Raw genomic sequence first — 22,533 nt, 5'->3', positions numbered from 1 at the left:
CACCTGCAAAACTCAAGGAGAGTGCATGTCTATCACGGCGAAGTCCGTTTACCGTGACACGGGGAACTTTTTCCGTAATCAATTTGTAACCATCTTGCTGGTTTCGTTGCTGTGCGCATTTATTACGGTGGTTTTAGGTCATGCCTTTTCCCCCAGCGATGCCCAAATCGCGCAACTCAGTGAAGGGGACCATCTGACCGGTAGCGTTGGCCTGTTCGATCTGGTGCAGAACATGACGCCGGAACAGCAGCAAATATTATTACGGGCTTCAGCGGCATCAACATTTTCAGGACTCATTGGCAATGCGATCCTGGCAGGGGGCGTTTTGCTGATGATCCAGCTGATTTCCGCCGGTCATCGGGTCAGCGCATTACGTGCTATCGGTGCCAGCGCGCCGGTTTTACCTAAATTGTTTGTCCTGATTTTTCTGACTACCCTGTTAGTGCAAATCGGTATTATGCTGATTGTCGTACCGGGGATTTTGATGGCGATTCTGCTGGCGCTTGCGCCGGTGATGCTGGTTCAGGACAAGATGGGCGTATTTGCCGCCATGCGCAACAGTATGCGTCTGGCGTGGTCTAATATGCGACTGGTCGCTCCGGCGGTGATCGGCTGGTTACTGGCGAAAACGCTCTTGCTGCTGTTTGCCCCCAGCTTTGCAGCGCTGACGCCAAATGTTGGCGCAGTGTTGGCGAATACGCTGAGCAATTTGATTTCCGCCATATTGCTCATCTATTTGTTCCGCCTGTATATGTTGATTCGCCAATAACCCTGAACGTGTTAAGGGCCAGTTTGCCCAAAACTTTTGATTACGGAATCGAAGAATGAAGCAGTTTCTTGATTTTTTACCGCTGGTTGTCTTTTTTGCTTTTTATAAGCTGTACGACATCTATGCGGCGACCTCCGCCCTGATTGTCGCAACAGCCATTGTGTTGATCTACAGTTGGGTTCGCTATCGCAAGGTCGAAAAGATGGCGTTGATCACTTTCGTTCTGGTTGCCGTGTTCGGCGGCCTGACCATTTTCTTCCACAACGATGAGTTTATTAAGTGGAAGGTGACGGTGATTTACGGCCTGTTTGCCGGTGCGCTGCTGATAAGCCAGTGGGTCATGAAAAAGCCGCTGATTCAACGCATGTTAGGGAAAGAACTGACGTTGCCGCAGCCGGTCTGGTCTAAGCTGAACCTGGCATGGGCCGTATTTTTCATCCTCTGCGGGCTCGCCAATATCTACATCGCGTTTTGGCTGCCGCAAAACATCTGGGTCAACTTCAAAGTGTTCGGTTTAACCGCGCTGACGCTGATTTTTACCCTTCTGAGCGGGGTCTACATTTACCGCCATCTGCCGCAGGAAGATAAATCCTGAGTTCTGTTTGCCAGACCGTCTGGTCTGGCATCCCCCTTCACGCCAGCCTGGCGCACGTTTCCCCTCTGTTCTCCCTGCGCAAATCATAGTAGCATTCGCGCCTGAAATCTTTCTTCACAGTCGGTTCTACAATGACAACAACAAATAACGCTCCTCAGGGCGAACTGGTTTTACGCACGCTGGCCATGCCCGCCGATACCAATGCTAACGGCGATATTTTTGGCGGCTGGCTCATGTCACAAATGGATATTGGCGGCGCGATTCAGGCTAAAGAAATTGCTCATGGTCGCGTAGTGACCGTGCGCGTTGAGGGAATGAGCTTTCTGCGCCCTGTCGCCGTAGGCGACGTCGTATGCTGTTATGCCCGCTGCGTTAAACGCGGCACAACGTCTGTCAGCATTAATATTGAAGTGTGGGTGAAAAAGGTGGCGTCAGAGCCAATCGGTCAGCGTTATAAAGCAACCGAGGCGCTGTTCATCTATGTGGCGGTAGACAGTGACGGTAAACCTCGCCCGCTGCCGGTTCAGGCATGAATTACCGGATAAGGCGGTACGCCGCCTTATCCGCTCTACGATTTAAGGGGATCGCGATTACTCGATCTGCGTGGTGCCGTTCAGACGGAAGATGATATTAACCACTAAGCCCGACCCCGGTTTCCCTGCTTCATAGCGCCATCTGCGCATCGCGTTTTTCACTTCACGCTCAAACATGTTCGCTGGCTGAGCGGAAAGCACCTGAACATTCTCCACTCGCCCGTCCGAGGTGACGTCGAATTTCACTTTCACGCGGCCTTCAATACGCAACGCTTGCGCTCGTGCCGGATACTGCGGCTGGTTGCGGCTCAATGCGCGAGGCCCCGCAGGAACACTGACGGCCGGTTTGCTGGTTGCCGCTGCGGTATTCGTTGTCGGACGTGACGGCGCCGTATTTTCAAACGGTGCGGCCGGGCGCGGTTCAGCAGGCTTAACATCACGTTTAGGCTGCTCCTGAACCTTTTTCACCGGTTTAGGTTTTGGCTTCGGCTTAGGTTTCGGCTTCTCAATCACCACCGGCGCCTCTTTTGGCGGCTCAGGAATAGGTTCCGGTTCCGGCTCAGGTTCGACGACGGGTTCCGGCGGCGGCTGAACCGCCTGTGGTGGCTCAAGATCGACAGGCGCGACCATTGTGATTGAGATCGGCTGCGCGGGCGCAGGCAGTTCAATAACCTGATGTACCGAGGTATACAGCAGACCCGCCACTACAGCACCATGAATGCCAACGGAAAGTAACGTCGGCCAGGGAAAGCGACGAGGTAAATCAAGGGTCATTGAAGTCATAATCGTTTCAGTTAAAAAACCAGGCCTCGATTTTAAATGCAAATAGCAATCATATTCAATAAGACATCACGGTAAGCCGCATTTAAAACGCAATATTACCGCAAAAAGTCCCTGTGTTATGCACGGTCTTAACAAAGTCGTTATCTTTGCGTTGCAGTTGAAAGACCTTTCCAATAACGTAATTAACGACTTTTACCGATTAAGGAGCTCTACCCGTGCTGTATGTCATTTACGCTCAGGATATCGCCGATTCTCTTGAAAAACGTCTTTCCGTCCGCCCTGCCCATCTGGCGCGCCTGCAACTGCTCCATGATGAGGGCCGACTGTTGACCGCTGGCCCTATGCCAGCCGTCGACAGCAACGATCCCGGTGCAGCCGGGTTTACCGGCTCAACCGTGATTGCACAATTCGAATCGCTGGAAGAAGCGCAGTCCTGGGCAGACGCAGACCCGTATGTGGCTGCGGGCGTGTATGCGCAAGTCTCTGTAAAACCGTATAAAAAAGTCTTTTAAATCAGGCGGGGTTTGCATTCATGGGCACCGAATACGGTGCCCTGGTTGTATCAGATGCTGTGAATCGCAAACAATAACGTGTTACGTTGATGATTGAGAATGCATTTTCTGATTGAGTGGATACGCATATTACGACGCGATTGTCCTTCAAGCCAACGCGCTTTACGGCGGCTAGCCTGACGTTGCATGCGCCAGCGTCCCACTTCCGTTCTACTACGCTTCATGTTAACTACTCTTACAGTGCCAGAGCAGGCATTATACCCTCTCGTCAGGAGCAGACCAGCGCTTTTCCGGTGTTTTTATTTGCCAGATGAAGCCTGATGCGTAAACTCTTAACAATACGCTTTCAAAAGGATTTTTAAATTTATGACAACCTTCTACACAGTGGTGAGTTGGCTGGTCATTCTGGGGTACTGGATACTTATTGCCGGTGTGACGTTACGTATTTTAATGAAACGACGCGCCGTTCCCTCCGCGATGGCCTGGCTCTTAATCATCTATATTCTGCCGCTGGTAGGGATTATTGCTTATTTATCATTCGGTGAGCTGCATTTAGGGAAACGCCGCGCCGAACGCGCCAGAGCGATGTGGCCGTCCACCGCTAAGTGGTTGAACGACCTCAAAGCCTGTAAACACATTTTCGCCGAAGAGAACAGCAGCGTCGCTTCGTCACTGTTTAAGCTGTGTGAACGACGCCAGGGAATCGCTGGCGTTAAAGGCAATCAGCTGCAACTGCTGACCGACTCTGACGATGTGATGCAGGCGCTTATCCGCGACATTCAACTGGCGCGCCATAACATTGAGATGGTGTTCTACATCTGGCAGCCCGGCGGCATGGCGGATCAGGTTGCAGAGTCGCTGATGGCGGCGGCGCGACGCGGCATTCATTGCCGTCTGATGCTGGACTCCGCCGGGAGCGTGGCCTTTTTCCGCAGCCCGTGGGCGGCCATGATGCGTAACGCCGGAATTGAAGTGGTTGAGGCGCTGAAGGTCAATCTGATGCGTGTCTTTCTGCGCCGTATGGATTTGCGCCAGCACCGCAAGATGGTGATGATTGATAACTACATCGCCTATACCGGCAGCATGAATATGGTCGATCCGCGTTTCTTCAAACAGGACGCCGGCGTGGGACAATGGGTTGATCTGATGGCAAGAATGGAAGGCCCGGTAGCGACCGCGATGGGGATTGTCTACTCCTGCGACTGGGAAATCGAAACGGGTAAACGCATCCTGCCGCCGCCTCCAGACGTCAATATCATGCCGTTTGAGCAGGCCAGCGGACACACCATTCATACTATCGCCTCAGGGCCCGGCTTCCCGGAAGATCTGATTCACCAGGCGCTGCTGACGGCAGCCTATTCCGCTCGTGAATATCTGATCATGACAACGCCCTATTTCGTCCCCAGCGACGATTTACTGCACGCGATCTGCACGGCGGCGCAGCGCGGCGTGGATGTCAGCATCATCCTGCCGCGTAAAAATGACTCCATGCTGGTCGGCTGGGCCAGCCGCGCCTTTTTCACTGAACTGCTGGCCGCCGGAGTCAAAATCTATCAGTTTGAAGGTGGATTGTTGCACACCAAGAGCGTGCTGGTGGATGGCGAGCTGAGTCTGGTTGGCACCGTGAACCTGGATATGCGCAGCCTGTGGTTAAATTTTGAAATCACGCTGGTGATTGACGACGCCGGATTCGGCGGCGATCTGGCTGCGGTTCAGGATGATTATATTTCGCGTTCTCGCCTGCTTGATGCCCGCCTGTGGGTAAAACGGCCATTATGGCAGCGGATTACTGAGCGACTGTTTTACTTCTTCAGTCCGTTGCTGTAAAACGTGCCCAAGAGACGGTAAACGGGTAGTCATTATGGAAATGGATCTGAACAATCGCCTGACTGAAGACGAAACGCTTGAGCAGGCCTATGATATTTTTCTCGAACTGGCGGCAGATAACCTCGATCCGGCAGATATTATTCTGTTCAATTTACAGTTCGAAGAGCGCGGCGGCGCGGAGTTATTCGATCCGTCAGAAGACTGGCAGGAACACGTTGATTTTGACCTCAACCCTGACTTTTTTGCCGAAGTCGTGATTGGCCTGGCGGATAGCGAAGACGGTGAAATTAACGATATTTTTGCCCGCGTGCTGTTATGCCGCGAAAAAGATCACAAACTTTGCCATATCCTTTGGCGTGAATAAGAAAGACGTCGAGCGATCGGGCCAGTGCCAAAAAAAAGGGCTGACATCATGTCAGCCCTTAAATTTATAGCGGGTCCACCTTCAGGCAGGAAACCGCATGCCTGAAACTGCCCTCCAGCACCGGTCGGGTTTTCGCGCACTCCGGCCCGGCAATCGGGCAACGCGTGCGGAAAACACACCCCGACGGCGGATTGATGGGTGACGGTAATTCTCCTTCCAGCAACTGAATCGTCTTGTTCTTTTCCAGATCGGGGTCGGGAATCGGCACGGCGGACATCAGCGCTTTGGTATAAGGATGCAGCGGATTATGATACACCTCATCGTAGGTTCCCAACTCCACCGCATGACCCAGGTACATCACCAGCACACGATCGGAAATATGCTTCACCACCGCCAGATCGTGAGCGATGAAGATCAGCGATAACCCCATTTCACGCTGTAGCTGTTGCAGCAGATTCACCACCTGCGCCTGAATCGACACATCCAGCGCCGAAACCGGCTCATCGCAAATAATCAGCTTCGGCTCCAGGATCAGAGCACGCGCGATACCAATACGCTGGCACTGGCCGCCGGAAAACTCATGCGGGTAACGGTTAATCAGATTCGGCAGCAGCCCCACCTTCATCATCATCGCTTTCACCCGATCGCGCACTTCCTGACGCGGCAATTTAGGATGATAAGTGCGTAATGGTTCAGCGATGATTTCTCCAATGGTCATGCGTGGGTTCAATGACGCCAGCGGGTCCTGGAAAATCATCTGAATATCGCTGCGTACGTCCCGCCATTCATCAGGTTTCATCCCCAGCAGATCTTTCCCTAACCACGCCACGCGGCCATCGGTCGCTTTCACCAGACCAATAATCGCTCGCGCAAAGGTCGATTTACCGCAGCCGGATTCCCCAACCACCCCCAGCGTTTCACCTTCATACAATCGCAGCGTAACGCCATCGACCGCTTTCAGGGTTTTCGCCGGCTGCCAGAACCACTGTTTGCCATCTTTGATATCGAAATGCACTTTGAGATCGGCAATTTCGAGGAGCACTTTTCTCTCCTGGGTCACAGCATTCATACCAGTTCCTCCACCGGTTTAAAGCAGGCGCGCAAACGCCCCGGACTGAACTCCTCCAGGGGTGGAGTTGAACTGCAAATCTCCATCGCATACGGGCAACGCGGCTGGAATGGACACCCTTTAGGCAAGCGCAGCAAGTTCGGCGGGTTGCCCGGAATGGTCAGCATCGTTTCCCCTTCGGCATCCAGACGCGGAACCGCATTGAGCAAACCGATGGAATACGGATGAACAGGCTGGTAAAAGACGTCGCGCGCCTTGCCGTATTCCATCGTACGCCCGGCGTACATCACCAGCACCTTATCGCAAATACCGGCCACGACGCCAAGGTCGTGCGTAATCATGATAATCGCCGTGTTAAATTCGCGTTTCAGTTCATTAAGCAACGTCATGATCTGCGCCTGAACGGTCACGTCCAGCGCGGTTGTCGGTTCATCCGCAATCAGTAATTTCGGCCGACACAGCAGCGCCATCGCAATCATCACACGCTGGCGCATCCCGCCGGAAAACTCATGCGGATACATCTTCATCCGTTTCCGCGCTTCCGGCATTTTCACCGCGTCCAGCATTCTGACAGACTCTTCAAACGCTTCGGCCTTGCTCATACCTTTATGCAGCATCAGCACTTCCATTAACTGCTCGCCAACCCGCATATACGGGTTAAGAGAGGTCATTGGGTCCTGAAAAATCATTGAGATTTGTTCAGCGCGTAGCCTGTTGAGTTCACGCTCCGGCAGGTTGAGAATTTCGCGGCCGTTAAACGTCGCAGAACCACCAATGCGGCCATTCGCCGCCAGCAGCCCCATCAACGCAAACGCCGTTTGCGATTTGCCTGAACCTGACTCGCCGACAATGCCTAAGGTCTCCCCGGCACGCAGCGTAAAGTTCAGGTCGTTTACGGCCGTCACATCGCCGTCGGGTGTACTAAACGTCACGCGAAGATCTTTCACGTCCAGCAGTGCGTTAGCCCGTTGCTGCGCGAGTGGCGCGGTTGAGGTTTCAATTACGCTCATGGCTGCACTCCTTAACGATCTTTCGGGTCGAGGGCGTCACGCAGGCCATCGCCGATAAAGTTAAAACAGAATAAGGTCACAACGAGAAAACCCGCCGGGAACAGCAGCAACCAGGGTGAAACCTCCATAGAGTTCGCACCATCGCTCAACAATGCGCCCCAACTGCTCAGCGGCTCCTGCGTCCCTAAACCCAGAAAGCTGAGGAAGGATTCAAACAGGATCATGCTCGGCACCAGCAGCGATGCATAAACCACCACCACGCCCAGCACGTTCGGCACAATATGACGCACAACAATACTGACCGTTGAAACCCCGCCAACCTGCGCCGCTTCGATAAACTCTTTGCGTTTCAGGCTTAACGTCTGCCCGCGAACGATACGCGCCATATCCAGCCAGGAGACCATCCCGATCGCCACAAAAATCAGCAGGATGTTTTGGCCGAAGAAGGTCACCAGCAAAATGACGAAGAACATAAACGGAAAAGAGTTGAGGATTTCCAGCAGACGCATCATTACGGAGTCAATTTTGCCGCCAAGATAGCCGGACAGCGACCCGTACAGCGTACCGACAACCACCGCCACCAACGCGGCAGCAATGCCGACCATCAGCGAGATTCGCCCGCCTATCGCCACACGAACCAGCAGATCGCGCCCGGAGGAGTCCGTACCAAAATAGTGGCCCGACTCCATATCCGGCGCGCTGGACATCATGCCCCAGTCGGTATCGAAATAGGTGAACTGCGACAGCATCGGCGCCAGTGTGACAAACAGCGCGATAATGACCAGAACGATAAGGCTGGCCACCGCCGCGCGGTTATGCATAAAACGACGGCGAGCATCCTGCCACAGGCTGCGCCCTTCAACCTCCAGCTTCTCACTGAAATTCTCCAGCGTCTCGCTGTTTTTCTTACTTAACATCATAGCGAGCTCCAGTATCAGTAACGAATTTTCGGGTCGATAACGGCGTACAGCACATCGACAATCGCATTAAACAGAATGGTGAGCGTACCGACGAGAATGGTCAGACTCAGCACCAGCGAATAGTCGCGGTTCAGCGCCCCGTTCACGAAAAGTTGCCCGATACCCGGCAAACCATAAATCGTCTCGATAACCATTGAACCCGTAATGATACCGACAAAGGCCGGGCCCATATAAGACAGTACGGGTAACAACGCCGGTTTTAAGGCATGACGGAAGATAATCCGGCGCATCGGCAAACCTTTTGCGCGCGCGGTACGGATAAAATTGGAGTGCAACACTTCAATCATGGAGCCACGGGTAATACGGGCGATACTGGCGATATAGGCGAGCGACAGCGCGACCATCGGCAGAATCATAAATTTCAGCGCCCCGCCATTCCAGCCGCCGCCGGGCAGCCATTTTAAGGTGATGGCAAATATCATGACTAATAAGGGGGCGACCACGAAACTGGGAATCACGACCCCGGTCATTGCCACCCCCATCACCGTATAATCCCAGCGCGTATTTTGTTTCAGCGCCGCAATCACGCCCGCGCTCACGCCAATAATAACGGCAAGGAAAAAGGCGGCTGCACCCAGCTTCGCCGAAACCGGGAAACTCGATGCCACCAGATCGTTGACCGTATAGTCCTTATATTTAAACGAAGGCCCAAAATCGCCATGCGCCAGTTGTTTCAGATAGCTGAAGTACTGCGTCATGATGGGATCATTAAGATGGTATTTCGCTTCAATATTCGCCAGCACTTCCGGCGGTAATGCGCGCTCTCCGGTGAAAGGACTTCCCGGTGCGAGACGCATCATAAAGAACGAAATCGTAATAAGTATAAAAAGCGTCGGAATCGCTTCCAGACAGCGACGTAAAATAAATTTTAACATTGCCCGTACCTTCTGGCGTGTGCCTTTACATCTCGTCATTCAGACGCACTGAAAGAGAGATGTTTATAGTGCGATGAAAATAAGACACTGTGGGGCAAAACACATTTGCCCCACGCTTTGCCATTAATGCTTGATAATATACAAGTTCTTAACGTAGATATTATCCATCGGGTCTTTACCGGTATAGCCGCCTACCCACGGTTTCACCAGACGCGCGTTCACATAGTAATAGAGCGGCACAATCGCAGAATCTTTATCAAGCTGCTGTTCCGCTTTGGCATACAACTCGGTGCGTTGCGCTTCGTCGGTCACTTTCAGCGTGTCGGCAATCAGCTTGTCAAACTCCGGGCTCTTATAGTGAGCGGTGTTGTTTGAGCTGTCGGACAGCATGGTGTTCAGGAAGGACGTCGGTTCATTGTAGTCTGCGCACCAGCCCGCACGCGCGACATCAAACGTCCCCTGATGACGGGTATCAAGGAAGGTTTTCCACTCCTGGTTTTCCAGCTTCACGTTGGCACCCAGGTTTTTCTTCCAGATTGATGCGACCGCGATCGCCAGTTTTTTATGCAGATCGGAGGTGTTGTACAGCAGGTCAAACGTTAACGGCTTATCGGCGGTATAACCGGCTTCCGCCAGCAGTTTTTTCGCTTCTTCGTTACGTTTTTCCTGTGACCATGTGAACCACTCAGGCTCAACCAGTTTCGCGCCATCGGTATACGGAGGGGTGTAGCTGTAGGCTGGCAAATCGCCCTGGTTCTTCACTTTATTAACGATAATGTCGCGATCCATCGCCAGTTTCAGCGCGGTGCGAACGCGTACGTCGTTAAACGGCGCTTTCTGGTTATTAATTTCGTAATAGTAAGTGCACAGATACGGGTCAACGCGCACTTCATTTGGGATCTCTTTTTTCAGCTTCTGGAATAATTCAATCGGCATGTTGTTATAGGTCATGTCGATTTCACCGCTGCGGTAGCGGTTCACATCAGTTACTTCAGAAGAGATTGGCAGATAAGTCACCTGGTTGATAACCGTTTTATCGTTATCCCAGTACTGGGTATTACGTTCCAGAACAATCCGCTCGTTGACGACCCAGTTTTTGAGTTTATACGCGCCGTTGGTCACGATATTCGCAGGTTGGGTCCATTTCTCGCCAAATTTTTCCACAGCCGCTTTAGGAACCGGAGAAACGGACGGGTGAACCAACAGTTTGTAGAAATAAGGCACCGGTTCGCTCAGCGTCACTTCGAACGTATTATCGTCGATGGCTTTTACGCCGAGATCGGTCGCCGGTTTTTTGCCCGCAATAATGTCATCGATATTCGCGATGTGCCCGTATTGCAAATAGCTGGCATACGGTGATGCGGTGTTCGGATTCGCCAGGCGCTGCCAGCTATATACAAAATCGTGCGCGGTAACAGGCGTGCCGTCTGACCATTTTGCGTTTTTACGCAGATGGAATGTCCAGACTTTAAAATCTTTATTTTCCCACTTTTCAGCGACGCCCGGTGACGGGTGGCCTTCAACATCGCTGATCAGTAAACCTTCAAACAGGTCGCGGCTGACGTTTGACTCCGGGACACCCTCAATTTTATGTGGGTCGAGAGACTGAACTTCAGAACCATTATTGCGAACCAGCGTCTGCTTGTCAGACAGCTGAACACCCGCCGGGACATCTGCGGCCATTGCGACATTCCCGCCGATTAGCGCAGTTAAAATCCCCGCCGCCAGCAAACTTTTTTTTGTGATGTTGGACATTGTGTTTGTACTCCACTCATTATAATTACTGGTTTTCTTAACCAGCCTGTTTAATCCCGTTAGGGTCCTGTACAGCACTGGAGATTTTGCTGCTGCCAGGTCGTTTACTGCTTTGCTATCACCGACTTTATTTATTCTGACGATTCGTACGATCGCCTTACGTCGATTCCGTATCCGCCTCCCCTGTCAGAGACGGACATTTATTCTGTCTGGTGCAAGAAGATTATTGAAAATAATTCTCATCACCGCAAAATCTTCTGCAAAATATCTGGCCGGAAAGTACCAAATGCGTTTCTTAACCGCCAATACATTTTACAGATTTGTTAACTAATTCTCTTTTACGGAAAAATTTTTGACCAGAAAGACATCTCCAAAAGAGACGTTTAGGAAAAATTATTTGCCCAGTCAATATGTTAACTACTCACCCGCAATCTGACCTCGTTCTGTTGCTGCCGCCAGGCCAAAATGCACATAAATTTAACAATTGGTTATTATTTAGCACATTCATCTGAGAGAGCGTTGAAATAACTAATAACATTTCGATAATCCTTCATCAAGCCCCAGAGTATGATGTTAAGAAAATAACAGGCGACATAACGGCAGGCGTGAGTGTTATTAGAATAATTTATAATAGAATCAATAACAAAGAGGCATAAACATTATCAGCATCTTTTATTATTTCAACGCTGAATTTCAACTTTAGTGAGAAGATTTACTGATAATGAAAAAGAAACGGAGCCTGAAGCGGCTCCGTTTTATCGGTCAGGATCGTTAACTCAGTAAACCGGGGAAAATCGCTTTAATCCCCGTAACAATGAATTCAATGCCCAATGCCATCAGCAACAAGCCCATAATACGCGTAATGACGTTGATGCCCGTTTGCCCCAATAACCGCACCAGCCAGGGCGCCATGCGGAACACCCCCCAACAACAGAACGCAAACAGAGCGATGGCCACAGAGAAGCCGATTAAATGCATAATGGTGTGGTAACGCGTTCCCCACACAATCGTCGAACTAATGGCCCCCGGCCCTGCCATTAATGGTAAGGCCAGCGGAACCACGCCAATACTTTCGCGAATGGCGGTCTCTGATTTTTCCTGTTTGTTTTGCTTATCTTCACCCAGCTTCCCGCTGATCATCGACATCGCGATCGTCACCACCAGAATCCCACCGGCAATTCTGAACGAATCGATCGAAATGCCGAAGAGTTGCAAAATGCCATCTCCGAGAAAGAGCGAAATCCACAAAATGATGGCTACCGACAGGTTTGCCGTGAGATTTGTTTTGTTGCGCGCCGCTGCCGTCTGGTAGCTGGTCATGCTGATAAAGACGGGGATAATCCCTACCGGGTTTACCAGCGCAAATAACCCTATGAAAAACTTGGAATAAACAGGAAAATCAAAAAGCGTTTGGGTCACGGTTAGCTCCGAAACGTTGGCCGGATAAATGATGTCGATAAAAATGGTGAAAAACGCGCTGAAGATACGCCTTTTGTCAGCATATTTCACCTCCTGACTGCTTGAAATTACGACTATTTCTCGGTGTTATAAATATGTGTAGATTATGCTAACTTCACCTCTATTCATCACCACTATTTATTAACACTTGGCGGAAATGGCTTAAATGGGCTGCTGAAAGGTGTCAGCTTTGCTTAAATTTGATCTGGATCACGCAATTACTACTCAGAAGTGAGTAACCTTGCTTACGCCACCTGGAGGTAACGCGTTAGAGTTAGATAACGCTATCGCTTAAGCTCTTTTAGTAAATCAGAGCGAAATGGACGTTAAGTAACCGTTTGATTTTCAGACTGTTATACAAACTTTCGTCAATCTGTCTATACTCTCGTATCGAGCAGATGATTTACTAAAAAAGTTTAACATTATCAGGAGAGCATTATGGCTGTTACTAATGTCGCTGAACTTAACGCACTCGTAGAGCGTGTGAAAAAAGCCCAGCGTGAATATGCCAGTTTCACTCAAGAACAGGTTGACAAAATCTTCCGCGCCGCCGCTCTGGCTGCCGCAGATGCTCGAATTCCCCTCGCTAAGATGGCCGTTGCCGAATCCGGCATGGGTATCATCGAAGATAAAGTGATTAAAAACCACTTCGCCTCCGAATACATCTATAACGCCTATAAAGATGAAAAAACCTGTGGTGTGTTGTCTGAAGACGATACCTTCGGAACTATCACCATTGCTGAACCGATTGGTATCATCTGCGGTATCGTACCGACCACTAACCCGACGTCTACTGCGATCTTTAAGTCTCTGATTAGCCTGAAGACGCGTAACGCAATCATCTTCTCTCCGCATCCGCGTGCCAAAGATGCAACGAACAAAGCGGCTGACATCGTTTTGCAGGCGGCTATCGCTGCGGGCGCGCCGAAAGACCTGATTGGCTGGATCGATCAACCTTCCGTTGAACTGTCTAACGCGCTGATGCACCACCCTGATATCAACCTGATCCTGGCGACAGGCGGTCCGGGCATGGTTAAAGCTGCATACAGCTCTGGTAAACCGGCTATCGGCGTTGGTGCAGGTAACACGCCGGTTGTTATCGACGAAACAGCAGATATCAAACGTGCTGTGGCTTCCGTACTGATGTCCAAAACCTTCGATAACGGCGTAATCTGTGCATCTGAACAGTCCGTTGTTGTTGTTGACTCCGTTTATGACGCAGTTCGCGAACGTTTCGCCAGCCACGGCGGCTACCTGCTGCAAGGCAAAGAGCTGAAAGCCGTTCAGGACGTTATCCTGAAAAATGGCGCGCTGAACGCGGCTATCGTTGGTCAACCGGCATATAAAATTGCTGAACTGGCTGGCTTCACCGTACCAGAAACCACTAAGATTCTGATCGGCGAAGTAACGGCTGTTGATGATAGCGAACCGTTCGCTCACGAAAAGCTGTCTCCGACGCTGGCAATGTATCGCGCTAAAGACTTCGAAGACGCTGTTGATAAAGCAGAAAAACTGGTTGCAATGGGCGGTATCGGTCATACCTCCTGTCTGTACACCGACCAGGACAACCAGCCAGAACGCGTTGCTTACTTCGGTCAGATGATGAAAACCGCGCGTATCCTGATTAACACCCCGGCTTCTCAGGGTGGTATCGGCGACCTGTATAACTTCAAACTCGCACCTTCCCTGACTCTGGGTTGTGGTTCCTGGGGTGGTAACTCCATCTCTGAAAACGTTGGTCCGAAACACCTGATCAACAAGAAAACCGTTGCTAAGCGAGCTGAAAACATGTTGTGGCACAAACTTCCGAAATCTATCTACTTCCGCCGTGGCTCTCTGCCAATCGCGCTGGATGAAGTGATTACTGATGGCCACAAACGTGCGCTCATCGTGACCGACCGTTTCCTGTTCAACAATGGCTATGCTGACCAGATCACCTCCGTGCTGAAAGCGGCTGGCGTTGAAACTGAAGTCTTCTTTGAAGTTGAAGCTGACCCGACGCTGACTATCGTTCGTAAAGGCGCAGAGCTGGCGAACTCCTTCAAACCAGACGTGATCATCGCGCTGGGCGGCGGCTCCCCGATGGATGCGGCGAAAATCATGTGGGTCATGTACGAACATCCTGAAACCCACTTCGAAGAACTGGCGCTGCGCTTTATGGACATCCGTAAACGTATCTACAAGTTCCCGAAAATGGGCGTGAAAGCGAAAATGGTCGCAATCACTACCACTTCCGGTACCGGTTCTGAAGTAACGCCGTTTGCTGTTGTTACCGACGATGCGACCGGTCAGAAATATCCGCTGGCAGACTATGCGCTGACGCCGGATATGGCGATTGTCGATGCGAACCTGGTTATGGACATGCCGAAGTCTCTGTGTGCTTTCGGTGGTCTGGATGCGGTCACTCACGCTCTGGAAGCCTACGTTTCCGTACTGGCATCTGAGTTCTCTGACGGTCAGGCTTTGCAAGCACTGAAACTGCTGAAAGAAAACCTGCCAGCGTCCTACCACGAAGGGTCTAAAAACCCGGTAGCGCGTGAACGCGTTCACAGTGCAGCGACTATCGCCGGTATCGCGTTTGCGAACGCCTTCCTGGGTGTGTGCCACTCTATGGCGCATAAACTGGGTTCTCAGTTCCACATTCCGCACGGTCTGGCAAACGCCCTGCTGATTTGTAACGTTATCCGTTACAACGCGAACGACAACCCGACCAAGCAGACTGCGTTCAGCCAGTATGACCGTCCGCAGGCTCGCCGTCGCTATGCAGAAATCGCCGACCATCTGGGTCTGAGCGCACCGGGCGACCGTACTGCCGCTAAGATCGAGAAACTGCTGGCATGGCTGGACAGCGTGAAAGCGGAACTGGGTATTCCTAAGTCTATCCGTGAAGCTGGCGTGCAGGAAGCTGACTTCCTGGCTCATGTAGACAAGCTGTCTGAAGATGCATTCGATGACCAGTGCACCGGCGCTAACCCGCGTTACCCGCTGATCTCCGAGCTGAAACAGATTCTGCTGGATACCTACTACGGCCGTGAATTCACTGAAGGTGAAGTTGCTGCGAAGAAAGAAGCTGCCGCACCGAAAGCTGACAAGAAAGCGAAGAAATCTGCTTAATTCGTTAGCCCAGGCGACATTCTGAAAAAGCCCCCGTCTTCGGGGGCTTTTTTTTGCCTGATGGCGGCACAAGCGCCTTATCAGGCCTACAGGTTCTGCGTAACGTTGTAGGGATCGCCGGATGGCGGCACAAGTGCCTTATCCGGCCTACAGAACGCGTGCAATCACGCGTGGCGGTGTTTCTCCTGAATCGACGTCAGGGAGCCTTCGGCAAGGGCTTCTTTGTAATGCTTGCGGCATACAGAGACATAACGCTCGTTCCCACCAATCACAACCTGCTCCCCTTCATTATAAGGTCTGCCAGCCTGATCAAGACGCAATACCATGCTTGCCTTACGGCCACAAAAACAGATTGTCTTTAATTCGACGAGTTTATCTGACCACGCGAGTAAGTATTGGCTGCCGCCAAATAACTCGCCACGAAAATCAGTACGCAGTCCGTAACACAACACCGGAATATCCAGTTGGTCAACAACCTCAGATAATTCGTACACCTGCTGGCGAGTCAAAAACTGACACTCATCAACCAGAACGCAATGTATTGTCTGTTGCGCATTCTCGGTGCGAATCTCTTCAAACAACGATGAATTTTGGTTAAACAATTTTGCTGGCGAGGAGAGACCGATACGCGAACTGACTTTACCGGCGCCGAAGCGGTCATCAATTTCCGCTGTATATACAACGGTACGCATCCCGCGTTCCTGATAATTGTATGAAGATTGCAGCAATGCAGTCGACTTACCCGCATTCATTGCCGAATAGTAGAAATATAGCTGTGCCATTGGCAGCAGGCCCTCACCTGGCTGAAATAAAGATTGGGCGGGATTGTATCATAATTTACCGGCATGTCGGGGGCGCCTCGTCACGCCTCCGGTATAAAGAATTGAGCAAACATCGTTCGGTTATACACATTCCTTCACAAATTGTGCCTAAGATATTCATCAATGCTGCTTATCATCTCATCGCATAACCGGGCGCTCATACTTATTGTTACGCTTCCTCATAAATGTGGCAACGTATTAGGACTTTCCCGTAAGGGAAACTAATACAAAAGGTTGAAATTACTGCAATGACAGCCTATTCCACCCTGATAAAATGTGACTAAAATCCTGGAATTTTAACGTTATGCCAGGAGTAACCTCGTTGCCAATAAGCTCTTTTTTGTGCGGTTCTTCAAGAAAAATTTAAGATGGGATAATTAATATCTGTACTTAATAAAGAGCAATTTTGAATTCCTTACATTCCAGGCTATTGCACATCTGAATTTATCGCTCTATTATTAGCTCAACAAACCACCCCCAATATAAGTTTGAGATTACTACAATGAGCGAAGCACTTAAAATTCTGAACAACATCCGTACTCTTCGTGCACAGGCAAGAGAATGTACCCTGGAAACGCTTGAAGAAATGCTGGAAAAATTAGAAGTTGTTGTTAACGAGCGTCGCGAAGAAGAAAGCGCCGCCGCAGCTGAAGTTGAAGAGCGTACCCGTAAACTGCAACAATATCGTGAAATGCTGATTGCCGACGGTATTGATCCGAACGAACTGCTGAATAGCATGGCTGCCGTTAAATCTGGCACTAAAGCTAAACGCGCTGCTCGTCCGGCTAAATATAGCTACGTTGATGAAAACGGTGAAACGAAAACCTGGACTGGCCAGGGTCGTACACCGGCAGTGATCAAAAAAGCGATGGAAGAACAAGGTAAACAACTGGACGATTTCCTGATCAAGGGATAATTCGGAATATGTTTGCTTAAAATCCCGCCAGTGGCGGGATTTTTTTTGCCCTTCCCCCATACCTCGTCTGTTCAGGGCAAAAAAAAACGGCGCTGTTAAACAGCGCCGCGCCTTTCAGATTATACCGCTTACTTCTTAATACCCAGCTCATCTTCAAGCCATGCTTTAAATTCAGCGCCCAGAGAATTATGACGGATGCCATATTCAACGAACGCCTGCATGTAACCTAATTTATTACCGCAGTCGTGGCTTTTGCCCTTCATATGGTAGGCTTCGACCGTTTCTTTTTCGATCAGCATATCAATCGCGTCGGTCAGCTGAATTTCGTCGCCCGCTCCCGGAGGGGTTTTCGCCAGCAGAGGCCAGATGTCCGCGCTCAGGACATAACGGCCAACTACCGCGAGATTAGACGGCGCGACATCCGCTTTCGGCTTCTCTACAACGCCAACCATCGGCACGCTTTCGCCCGGTGCTAACGCCGCGCCTTTGCAATCAACAACGCCGTACGCGGTAACATCCTCAACAGGCTCAACCATAATCTGGCTACAGCCGGTTTCGTCAAAACGACGAATCATTTCAGCAAGGTTATCCTGAGACAGATCGGATTCGTATTCATCCAGAATAACGTCCGGCAGAATCACCGCGACGGGCTCATTACCAACAACAGGATGCGCGCACAATACGGCATGACCCAGGCCTTTCGCCAGCCCCTGACGCACCTGCATAATCGTTACGTGCGGAGGGCAAATAGATTGCACCTCTTCCAGCAGCTGACGCTTAACACGTTTTTCCAGCATAGCTTCCAGCTCGAAGCTGGTATCGAAATGGTTTTCGATCGAGTTTTTGGAAGAGTGCGTCACCAGCACAATTTCAGTGATGCCCGCAGCAATACATTCATTCACGACATACTGAATTAATGGCTTATCAACCAGCGGCAGCATCTCTTTCGGGATCGCTTTCGTCGCCGGTAACATCCTGGTTCCTAATCCCGCGACCGGGATAACGGCTTTTTTGACTTTCGAATTTAGGGCAGCCATTTAAAAATCTCCTGGACTGTTCATGTATTGAACGTGTTCATCAATCTGTATCGCATCCGAGTATATCAGCACTGGAACAAGCCTCAGTTCCGAAAAGGACGCGTGTTAGTATAATTAAGACAAATACGTATAATCTGGCGCTGATAGTAGCACCCACAGAGAAAGGCGGGTAAATCAATTTCACTTTGCCTTTTCATTTGCTCATTCCGCAGACAACATAAGACGCAAACGCCCGCCCGCGCCCCAAATTTGGCACTGCCATGACTCGCAGCGTTGGCTTAATTGGTTCAGGTAGGTATTGCCCAACGTGCCCAGCGGAACGCCATTACTGATCTGTACCTGGTGAGAACCGGTATTTAACGTCGCATTCAGGCCTGCTGAAACCAGTATCAAATTTTTAAGACCGCTGTGGTAATAACCCACTAATAGCGGAAACTGTCCCGGCAAATTCGCCTGCCGAAGCAAATGATTGACCTGTTTCAATAACGCCCCCAGTTCCGGCAAACGCTGATTCTGATGAGCGAGCTGTTCCTGCAATAAGCCATTAAATAGCGCCCGCAGTAATAACGCGGCCAGTACGCCATTATCCCCTGCCCGCGTCACGTCGAGGCAATAAAAAGCGAGATCGTTATCAGACAGCGGCGCAATATCCAGCACCAGGCCGGGTTTGTCTGCCGCAACAAGTTGGCGGTAATTGATTCGGCAATGCGAGATAACCTGCTGAACCGGAGGTTGCAACTCCTGCAACAGCTTTGCTGCCGCCACCGGGTTATCAACCATCGCATCCCAGTCCCGAAACAGGCGTTCTTCTTCTTCAACCCGAGAGTTAAACATATTGGGATAGAGGCAGGCGAAGACGGTTTCCCGCAGACGATTGAGATCTTTCACTGGCTTTAGCAGGACGTCCTCAACGCCCAGTCGCAGCGCTTTGGCGATATCTGCCATATTTTCTGTCGCCGAGATAACCAGAATGGGGGTCTGATCGCCCCGATTACGTAAATGCTCTACCAGTTTGAGACCGTTCATCCTTGGCATCGCAAGATCGCAGATCATCAGATCAGGCGTAAAACTTCCCAGTAACTCCAGGGCGTCAAGACCATCGCCCGCCAGTGCCGTTGTCGCTCCCAAAGAGGAAAACCACGAATCCAGAAGCGAGCGAAATACAGGCTCGTCCTCCACAATAAGAATCTGTTTTCCGACCAATGGCTGCGTCATGTTTTCTCCCCTGACTGGCTTTAGTAAATAGTGGCATGCTATTGCCGCTCGCGCCTGTCAGAATTTGCTTAAGTGTGTATAAAAGGTGCGTTAAACGTCGGTACGCACCAAAGGCAAAAGTTCGTCCATCTTTTTCTCTACCGCCAGTTGTCCCGCAGCAATAGCGGCACTGGCACGGTGGAAGTCCAACGTGGATATTTGCGGACAGAACGGTTGAATCAGAATATCCGGCGGGTCGCCTGCCATTCGGTTGCGTTTAAGGCGGTTTTCCAGCACCTGAATGGACGTTGTCATAATCTCCATCGCCGTTGGCGCGGTGACCGCACGGCGTGAAGTCATGCTGCTGAGGCGCTCTTTCAAACGCGCATGCCAGGAGAGCGAATCATCACTCTCGTCGTTATCATTGCTGACATTCAAAGACAGAAGATCTTGCTGCATAAGGTGCGCATCGTGCTGAAGATCGACCGCAATAACAATATCGGCGCCCATCGCACGCGTCAGAGAAACGGGAACAGGGTTAACGACGGCGCCATCCACCAGCCAGTAGCCGTTATGCGCCACCGGAGACATCAGGCCTGGCATACTGCAAGACGCGCGAACCGCAAGGTGCAGGTCGCCTTCGGTAAACCACAATTCTCGCCCTGTACTCAGGTTGGTCGCCACCGTACCAAAACGTCGGGTGCATTGTTCAAAATCCAGTACCGGCATAACGTTCCGGTACTGATTGAAGACGCGCTCGCCGCGCAGTAACCCTCCTCTGCGCCAGGAGAGATCCATCAGGCGCAGGACATCCCAGTAACTGAACGAACACACCCACTGTTCAAGCGCGGGCAGTTTATTGCAGGCGTATGCGGCGCCAACCAGCGAACCAATTGAACATCCCGCCACGATATCGATATCAATGCCCATGTGTTTCAGGGCTTTGATGACACCAATATGCGACCATCCTCTTGCGGCGCCGGAACCTAGCGCCAGCCCTATTTTAATTTTTCTCATCGTACGTAAAAACTTCCCCTGGCTTCCAGACGTAGCAACATCGTCACCACTCGGTTAACATAGCGCTACCCTGGCGTTTGTACGCCGTTTTTTTTATCCAGGGAGATGATTGTGTCTCAGCTTTGTCCCTGCGGTAGCGCTGTCGAGTATAGCCTATGTTGCGGCCCTATTGTGTCCGGTGAGCGAGTTGCACCCGATCCGTCACATCTCATGCGTTCTCGCTACTGCGCTTTTGTGATGAAAGACGCAAATTACCTGATTAGAACCTGGCATCCCGCATGTGGTGCAACCGCCTTTCGGGACGATATTGTCGCGGGGTTCGCCCATACTGAGTGGCTTGGGTTGACCATTTTTGAAGAGAGCGGGTCAGACGCGGAAAACACAGGGTATGTCAGTTTTGTGGCCCGTTTTATCGAACAGGGAACACCCGGCGCGATTATTGAACGTTCGCGTTTCTTAAAAGAAAACGGTCAGTGGTACTATATTGACGGTACGCGCCCCCAGTTTGGTCGAAACGATCCCTGCCCCTGCGGGTCCGGCAAAAAATTTAAAAAGTGCTGCGGCTAAAACGCCTGACAGTGCTGATACAGCAAACACATTAAACAGGATTTACCCGGTAATGCATTCACTACAACGAAAAGTTCTGCGCACTATCTGCCCCGATCAGAAGGGCCTCATCGCGCGTATTACAAATATCTGCTACAAGCACGAACTCAATATCGTGCAAAACAACGAATTTGTTGACCACCGGACCGGGCGCTTCTTTATGCGCACAGAGCTGGAAGGCATTTTTAATGATGTCACGCTGCTTGCCGATCTCGACAGCGCATTACCGGAGGGTTCGGTACGCGAGTTAAATCCTGCCGGGCGTCGCCGCATCGTCATTCTGGTCACCAAAGAAGCGCATTGTCTGGGCGATCTGTTAATGAAAGCCAACTATGGCGGGCTCGACGTTGAGATTGCCGCCGTAATCGGCAACCACGAAACCCTGCGACCTCTGGTTGAACGTTTCGATATTCCTTTCGAGCTGGTCAGCCACGAAGGGTTAACGCGCGATGAGCACGATAAACAGATGGCGGACGCCATTGATGCGCACCAGCCTGATTATGTCGTGCTGGCTAAGTATATGCGCGTCCTGACGCCGGAATTCGTTTCCCGCTTCCCGAATAAGATTATCAATATTCACCATTCGTTCCTGCCGGCTTTTATTGGCGCGCGTCCTTACCATCAGGCTTATGAGCGTGGCGTGAAAATTATCGGCGCTACTGCGCACTACGTGAACGATAATCTGGACGAAGGCCCGATCATTATGCAGGACGTAATTCATGTCGATCACACCTATACGGCTGAGGATATGATGCGTGCAGGGCGTGATGTTGAAAAGAATGTTTTAAGCCGCGCATTGTATAAGGTGCTGGCCCAGCGTGTGTTTGTTTACGGGAATCGCACCATCATTCTGTAATCGTCAACGATATGAATTGATTAGCTTTACTCCGTTACGGATGAAAAGTACGCAAACAGTTCATTTTAAGCAAAGGAATGCTTTACAGCGGCGTGTCATTTGATATGATGCGCCCCGCTTCCCAACAGGAAGCAGGCCAGTACAAAGCATTACCCCGTGGTGGGGTTCCCGAGCGGCCAAAGGGAGCAGACTGTAAATCTGCCGTCATCGACTTCGAAGGTTCGAATCCTTCCCCCACCACCATCTCTTCGCAAGACCTCTACAATTTGAATTACCCCTGGTGGGGTTCCCGAGCGGCCAAAGGGAGCAGACTGTAAATCTGCCGTCATCGACTTCGAAGGTTCGAATCCTTCCCCCACCACCATTATTTATCTGTTGCACCCCAGCCAAATTAAATTCCTGTACTCCATATTTTGCCCGGTGGCACTCCGTTTACCGGGCC

General features: G+C 51.0%; 22 protein-coding genes and 2 tRNA genes. 12 read left to right on the top strand and 12 right to left on the bottom strand.

Annotation, left to right across the window (positions count from 1 at the left end; translation table 11 throughout):
• Nucleotides 1–25 precede the first annotated feature (25 nt).
• The 3 genes from OGV67_RS09770 to yciA all read left to right on the top strand — a co-directional run bounded on the left by OGV67_RS09770 (nt 26) and on the right by yciA (nt 1,897).
• The gene (locus tag OGV67_RS09770) at nt 26–769 is read left to right on the top strand and encodes a YciC family protein (RefSeq protein WP_012132212.1); all 744 of its coding nucleotides are present in this window, start codon (nt 26–28) and stop codon (nt 767–769) included.
• Between the two features lie 55 nt (nt 770–824).
• Nucleotides 825–1,364 carry a septation protein A gene (locus OGV67_RS09765; protein ID WP_012132211.1) on the top strand — a complete coding sequence of 180 codons (540 nt, stop codon included), beginning with the start codon at nt 825–827 and terminating at the stop codon, nt 1,362–1,364.
• 131 nt (nt 1,365–1,495) lie between these two features.
• Nucleotides 1,496–1,897, top strand: a complete 402-nt coding sequence (yciA, locus tag OGV67_RS09760) for an acyl-CoA thioester hydrolase YciA (RefSeq protein ID WP_012132210.1) — start codon at nt 1,496–1,498, stop codon at nt 1,895–1,897.
• Between the two features lie 57 nt (nt 1,898–1,954).
• On the opposite strand, the gene tonB is transcribed toward yciA, so the two are convergent.
• On the bottom strand, nt 1,955–2,671 hold the full coding sequence (tonB, locus tag OGV67_RS09755; protein WP_115615336.1) for a TonB system transport protein TonB: 717 nt from the start codon (nt 2,669–2,671) through the stop codon (nt 1,955–1,957).
• Between the two features lie 224 nt (nt 2,672–2,895).
• Between tonB and OGV67_RS09750 the strand changes: the two genes are divergently transcribed.
• Nucleotides 2,896–3,192, top strand: coding sequence for a YciI family protein (locus OGV67_RS09750; RefSeq protein ID WP_012132208.1), 297 nt, complete (start codon nt 2,896–2,898; stop codon nt 3,190–3,192).
• Between the two features lie 50 nt (nt 3,193–3,242).
• Here the strand turns inward: OGV67_RS09750 and OGV67_RS09745 are convergent, their stop codons facing one another.
• The gene (locus OGV67_RS09745; protein ID WP_012132207.1) at nt 3,243–3,416 is read right to left on the bottom strand and encodes a YciY family protein; all 174 of its coding nucleotides are present in this window, start codon (nt 3,414–3,416) and stop codon (nt 3,243–3,245) included.
• Nucleotides 3,417–3,558: 142 nt separating this feature from the next.
• Between OGV67_RS09745 and cls the strand changes: the two genes are divergently transcribed.
• Together cls and OGV67_RS09735 are read left to right on the top strand one after the other, a co-directional pair.
• Nucleotides 3,559–5,019 (top strand): cardiolipin synthase, encoded by a 1,461-nt coding sequence (gene cls, locus OGV67_RS09740; protein WP_012132206.1) that lies wholly within the window; start codon nt 3,559–3,561, stop codon nt 5,017–5,019.
• Between the two features lie 34 nt (nt 5,020–5,053).
• Nucleotides 5,054–5,383, top strand: coding sequence for an HI1450 family dsDNA-mimic protein (locus tag OGV67_RS09735; RefSeq protein ID WP_012132205.1), 330 nt, complete (start codon nt 5,054–5,056; stop codon nt 5,381–5,383).
• Between the two features lie 64 nt (nt 5,384–5,447).
• Here OGV67_RS09735 and oppF read toward each other — a convergent pair whose 3' ends face one another.
• The 6 genes from oppF to OGV67_RS09705 form a co-directional block, all read right to left on the bottom strand.
• On the bottom strand, nt 5,448–6,452 hold the full coding sequence (oppF, locus tag OGV67_RS09730) for a murein tripeptide/oligopeptide ABC transporter ATP-binding protein OppF (protein ID WP_012132204.1): 1,005 nt from the start codon (nt 6,450–6,452) through the stop codon (nt 5,448–5,450).
• A complete protein-coding gene (gene oppD / locus OGV67_RS09725) occupies nt 6,449–7,462 on the bottom strand; it encodes a murein tripeptide/oligopeptide ABC transporter ATP-binding protein OppD (protein WP_012132203.1) in 1,014 nt (337 codons plus the stop codon). The genes oppF and oppD overlap by 4 nt, the downstream gene beginning before the upstream one ends.
• Before the next feature lie 11 nt (nt 7,463–7,473).
• Entirely contained in the window at nt 7,474–8,382 is a 909-nt protein-coding gene (gene oppC, locus OGV67_RS09720; protein ID WP_115614754.1) for an oligopeptide ABC transporter permease OppC, read from the bottom strand.
• Nucleotides 8,383–8,396: 14 nt separating this feature from the next.
• Nucleotides 8,397–9,317, bottom strand: a complete 921-nt coding sequence (gene oppB, locus OGV67_RS09715) for an oligopeptide ABC transporter permease OppB (RefSeq protein ID WP_012132201.1) — start codon at nt 9,315–9,317, stop codon at nt 8,397–8,399.
• A gap of 123 nt (nt 9,318–9,440) precedes the next feature.
• Nucleotides 9,441–11,072 (bottom strand): oligopeptide ABC transporter substrate-binding protein OppA, encoded by a 1,632-nt coding sequence (gene oppA / locus OGV67_RS09710; RefSeq protein ID WP_012132200.1) that lies wholly within the window; start codon nt 11,070–11,072, stop codon nt 9,441–9,443.
• 771 nt (nt 11,073–11,843) lie between these two features.
• Nucleotides 11,844–12,491: a YchE family NAAT transporter gene (locus tag OGV67_RS09705; protein ID WP_047464047.1), complete on the bottom strand. Its 648-nt coding sequence runs from the start codon at nt 12,489–12,491 to the stop codon at nt 11,844–11,846.
• 477 nt (nt 12,492–12,968) lie between these two features.
• On the opposite strand from OGV67_RS09705, the gene adhE reads away from it, so the two are divergent.
• A complete protein-coding gene (gene adhE / locus OGV67_RS09700) occupies nt 12,969–15,644 on the top strand; it encodes a bifunctional acetaldehyde-CoA/alcohol dehydrogenase (protein WP_286465456.1) in 2,676 nt (891 codons plus the stop codon).
• A gap of 164 nt (nt 15,645–15,808) precedes the next feature.
• Here adhE and tdk read toward each other — a convergent pair whose 3' ends face one another.
• Nucleotides 15,809–16,426: a thymidine kinase gene (gene tdk, locus OGV67_RS09695; RefSeq protein WP_012132197.1), complete on the bottom strand. Its 618-nt coding sequence runs from the start codon at nt 16,424–16,426 to the stop codon at nt 15,809–15,811.
• A 541-nt stretch (nt 16,427–16,967) separates the two neighbouring features.
• Between tdk and hns the strand changes: the two genes are divergently transcribed.
• The gene (hns, locus tag OGV67_RS09690; RefSeq protein WP_012132196.1) at nt 16,968–17,381 is read left to right on the top strand and encodes a histone-like nucleoid-structuring protein H-NS; all 414 of its coding nucleotides are present in this window, start codon (nt 16,968–16,970) and stop codon (nt 17,379–17,381) included.
• A 128-nt stretch (nt 17,382–17,509) separates the two neighbouring features.
• Here the strand turns inward: hns and galU are convergent, their stop codons facing one another.
• The 3 genes from galU to rssA all read right to left on the bottom strand — a co-directional run bounded on the left by galU (nt 17,510) and on the right by rssA (nt 20,629).
• Entirely contained in the window at nt 17,510–18,418 is a 909-nt protein-coding gene (gene galU / locus OGV67_RS09685; RefSeq protein WP_012132194.1) for a UTP--glucose-1-phosphate uridylyltransferase GalU, read from the bottom strand.
• Nucleotides 18,419–18,619: 201 nt separating this feature from the next.
• Complete coding sequence (gene rssB, locus OGV67_RS09680; protein WP_012132193.1) at nt 18,620–19,633, bottom strand: two-component system response regulator RssB; 1,014 nt, start codon at nt 19,631–19,633, stop codon at nt 18,620–18,622.
• A 90-nt stretch (nt 19,634–19,723) separates the two neighbouring features.
• On the bottom strand, nt 19,724–20,629 hold the full coding sequence (rssA, locus tag OGV67_RS09675; RefSeq protein WP_012132192.1) for a patatin-like phospholipase RssA: 906 nt from the start codon (nt 20,627–20,629) through the stop codon (nt 19,724–19,726).
• 111 nt (nt 20,630–20,740) lie between these two features.
• Between rssA and OGV67_RS09670 the strand changes: the two genes are divergently transcribed.
• The 4 genes from OGV67_RS09670 (at nt 20,741) to OGV67_RS09655 (ending at nt 22,455) form a co-directional block, all read left to right on the top strand.
• The gene (locus tag OGV67_RS09670) at nt 20,741–21,196 is read left to right on the top strand and encodes a YchJ family protein (protein ID WP_115182331.1); all 456 of its coding nucleotides are present in this window, start codon (nt 20,741–20,743) and stop codon (nt 21,194–21,196) included.
• Nucleotides 21,197–21,248: 52 nt separating this feature from the next.
• Nucleotides 21,249–22,091, top strand: a complete 843-nt coding sequence (gene purU / locus OGV67_RS09665) for a formyltetrahydrofolate deformylase (protein ID WP_012132190.1) — start codon at nt 21,249–21,251, stop codon at nt 22,089–22,091.
• 158 nt (nt 22,092–22,249) lie between these two features.
• Nucleotides 22,250–22,334: transfer RNA gene (locus OGV67_RS09660), tRNA-Tyr, on the top strand.
• Between the two features lie 36 nt (nt 22,335–22,370).
• A tRNA-Tyr gene (locus OGV67_RS09655) sits at nt 22,371–22,455 on the top strand.
• Nucleotides 22,456–22,533: the final 78 nt, after the last annotated feature.

The organism is Citrobacter sp. CK188 (assembly GCF_030333525.1).
Classification (GTDB): Bacteria; Pseudomonadota; Gammaproteobacteria; order Enterobacterales; family Enterobacteriaceae; genus Citrobacter_B; species Citrobacter_B koseri.
The sequence above is the reverse complement of the archived record's forward strand: the minus strand, read 5'-3'. Positions and strand labels throughout refer to the sequence as shown.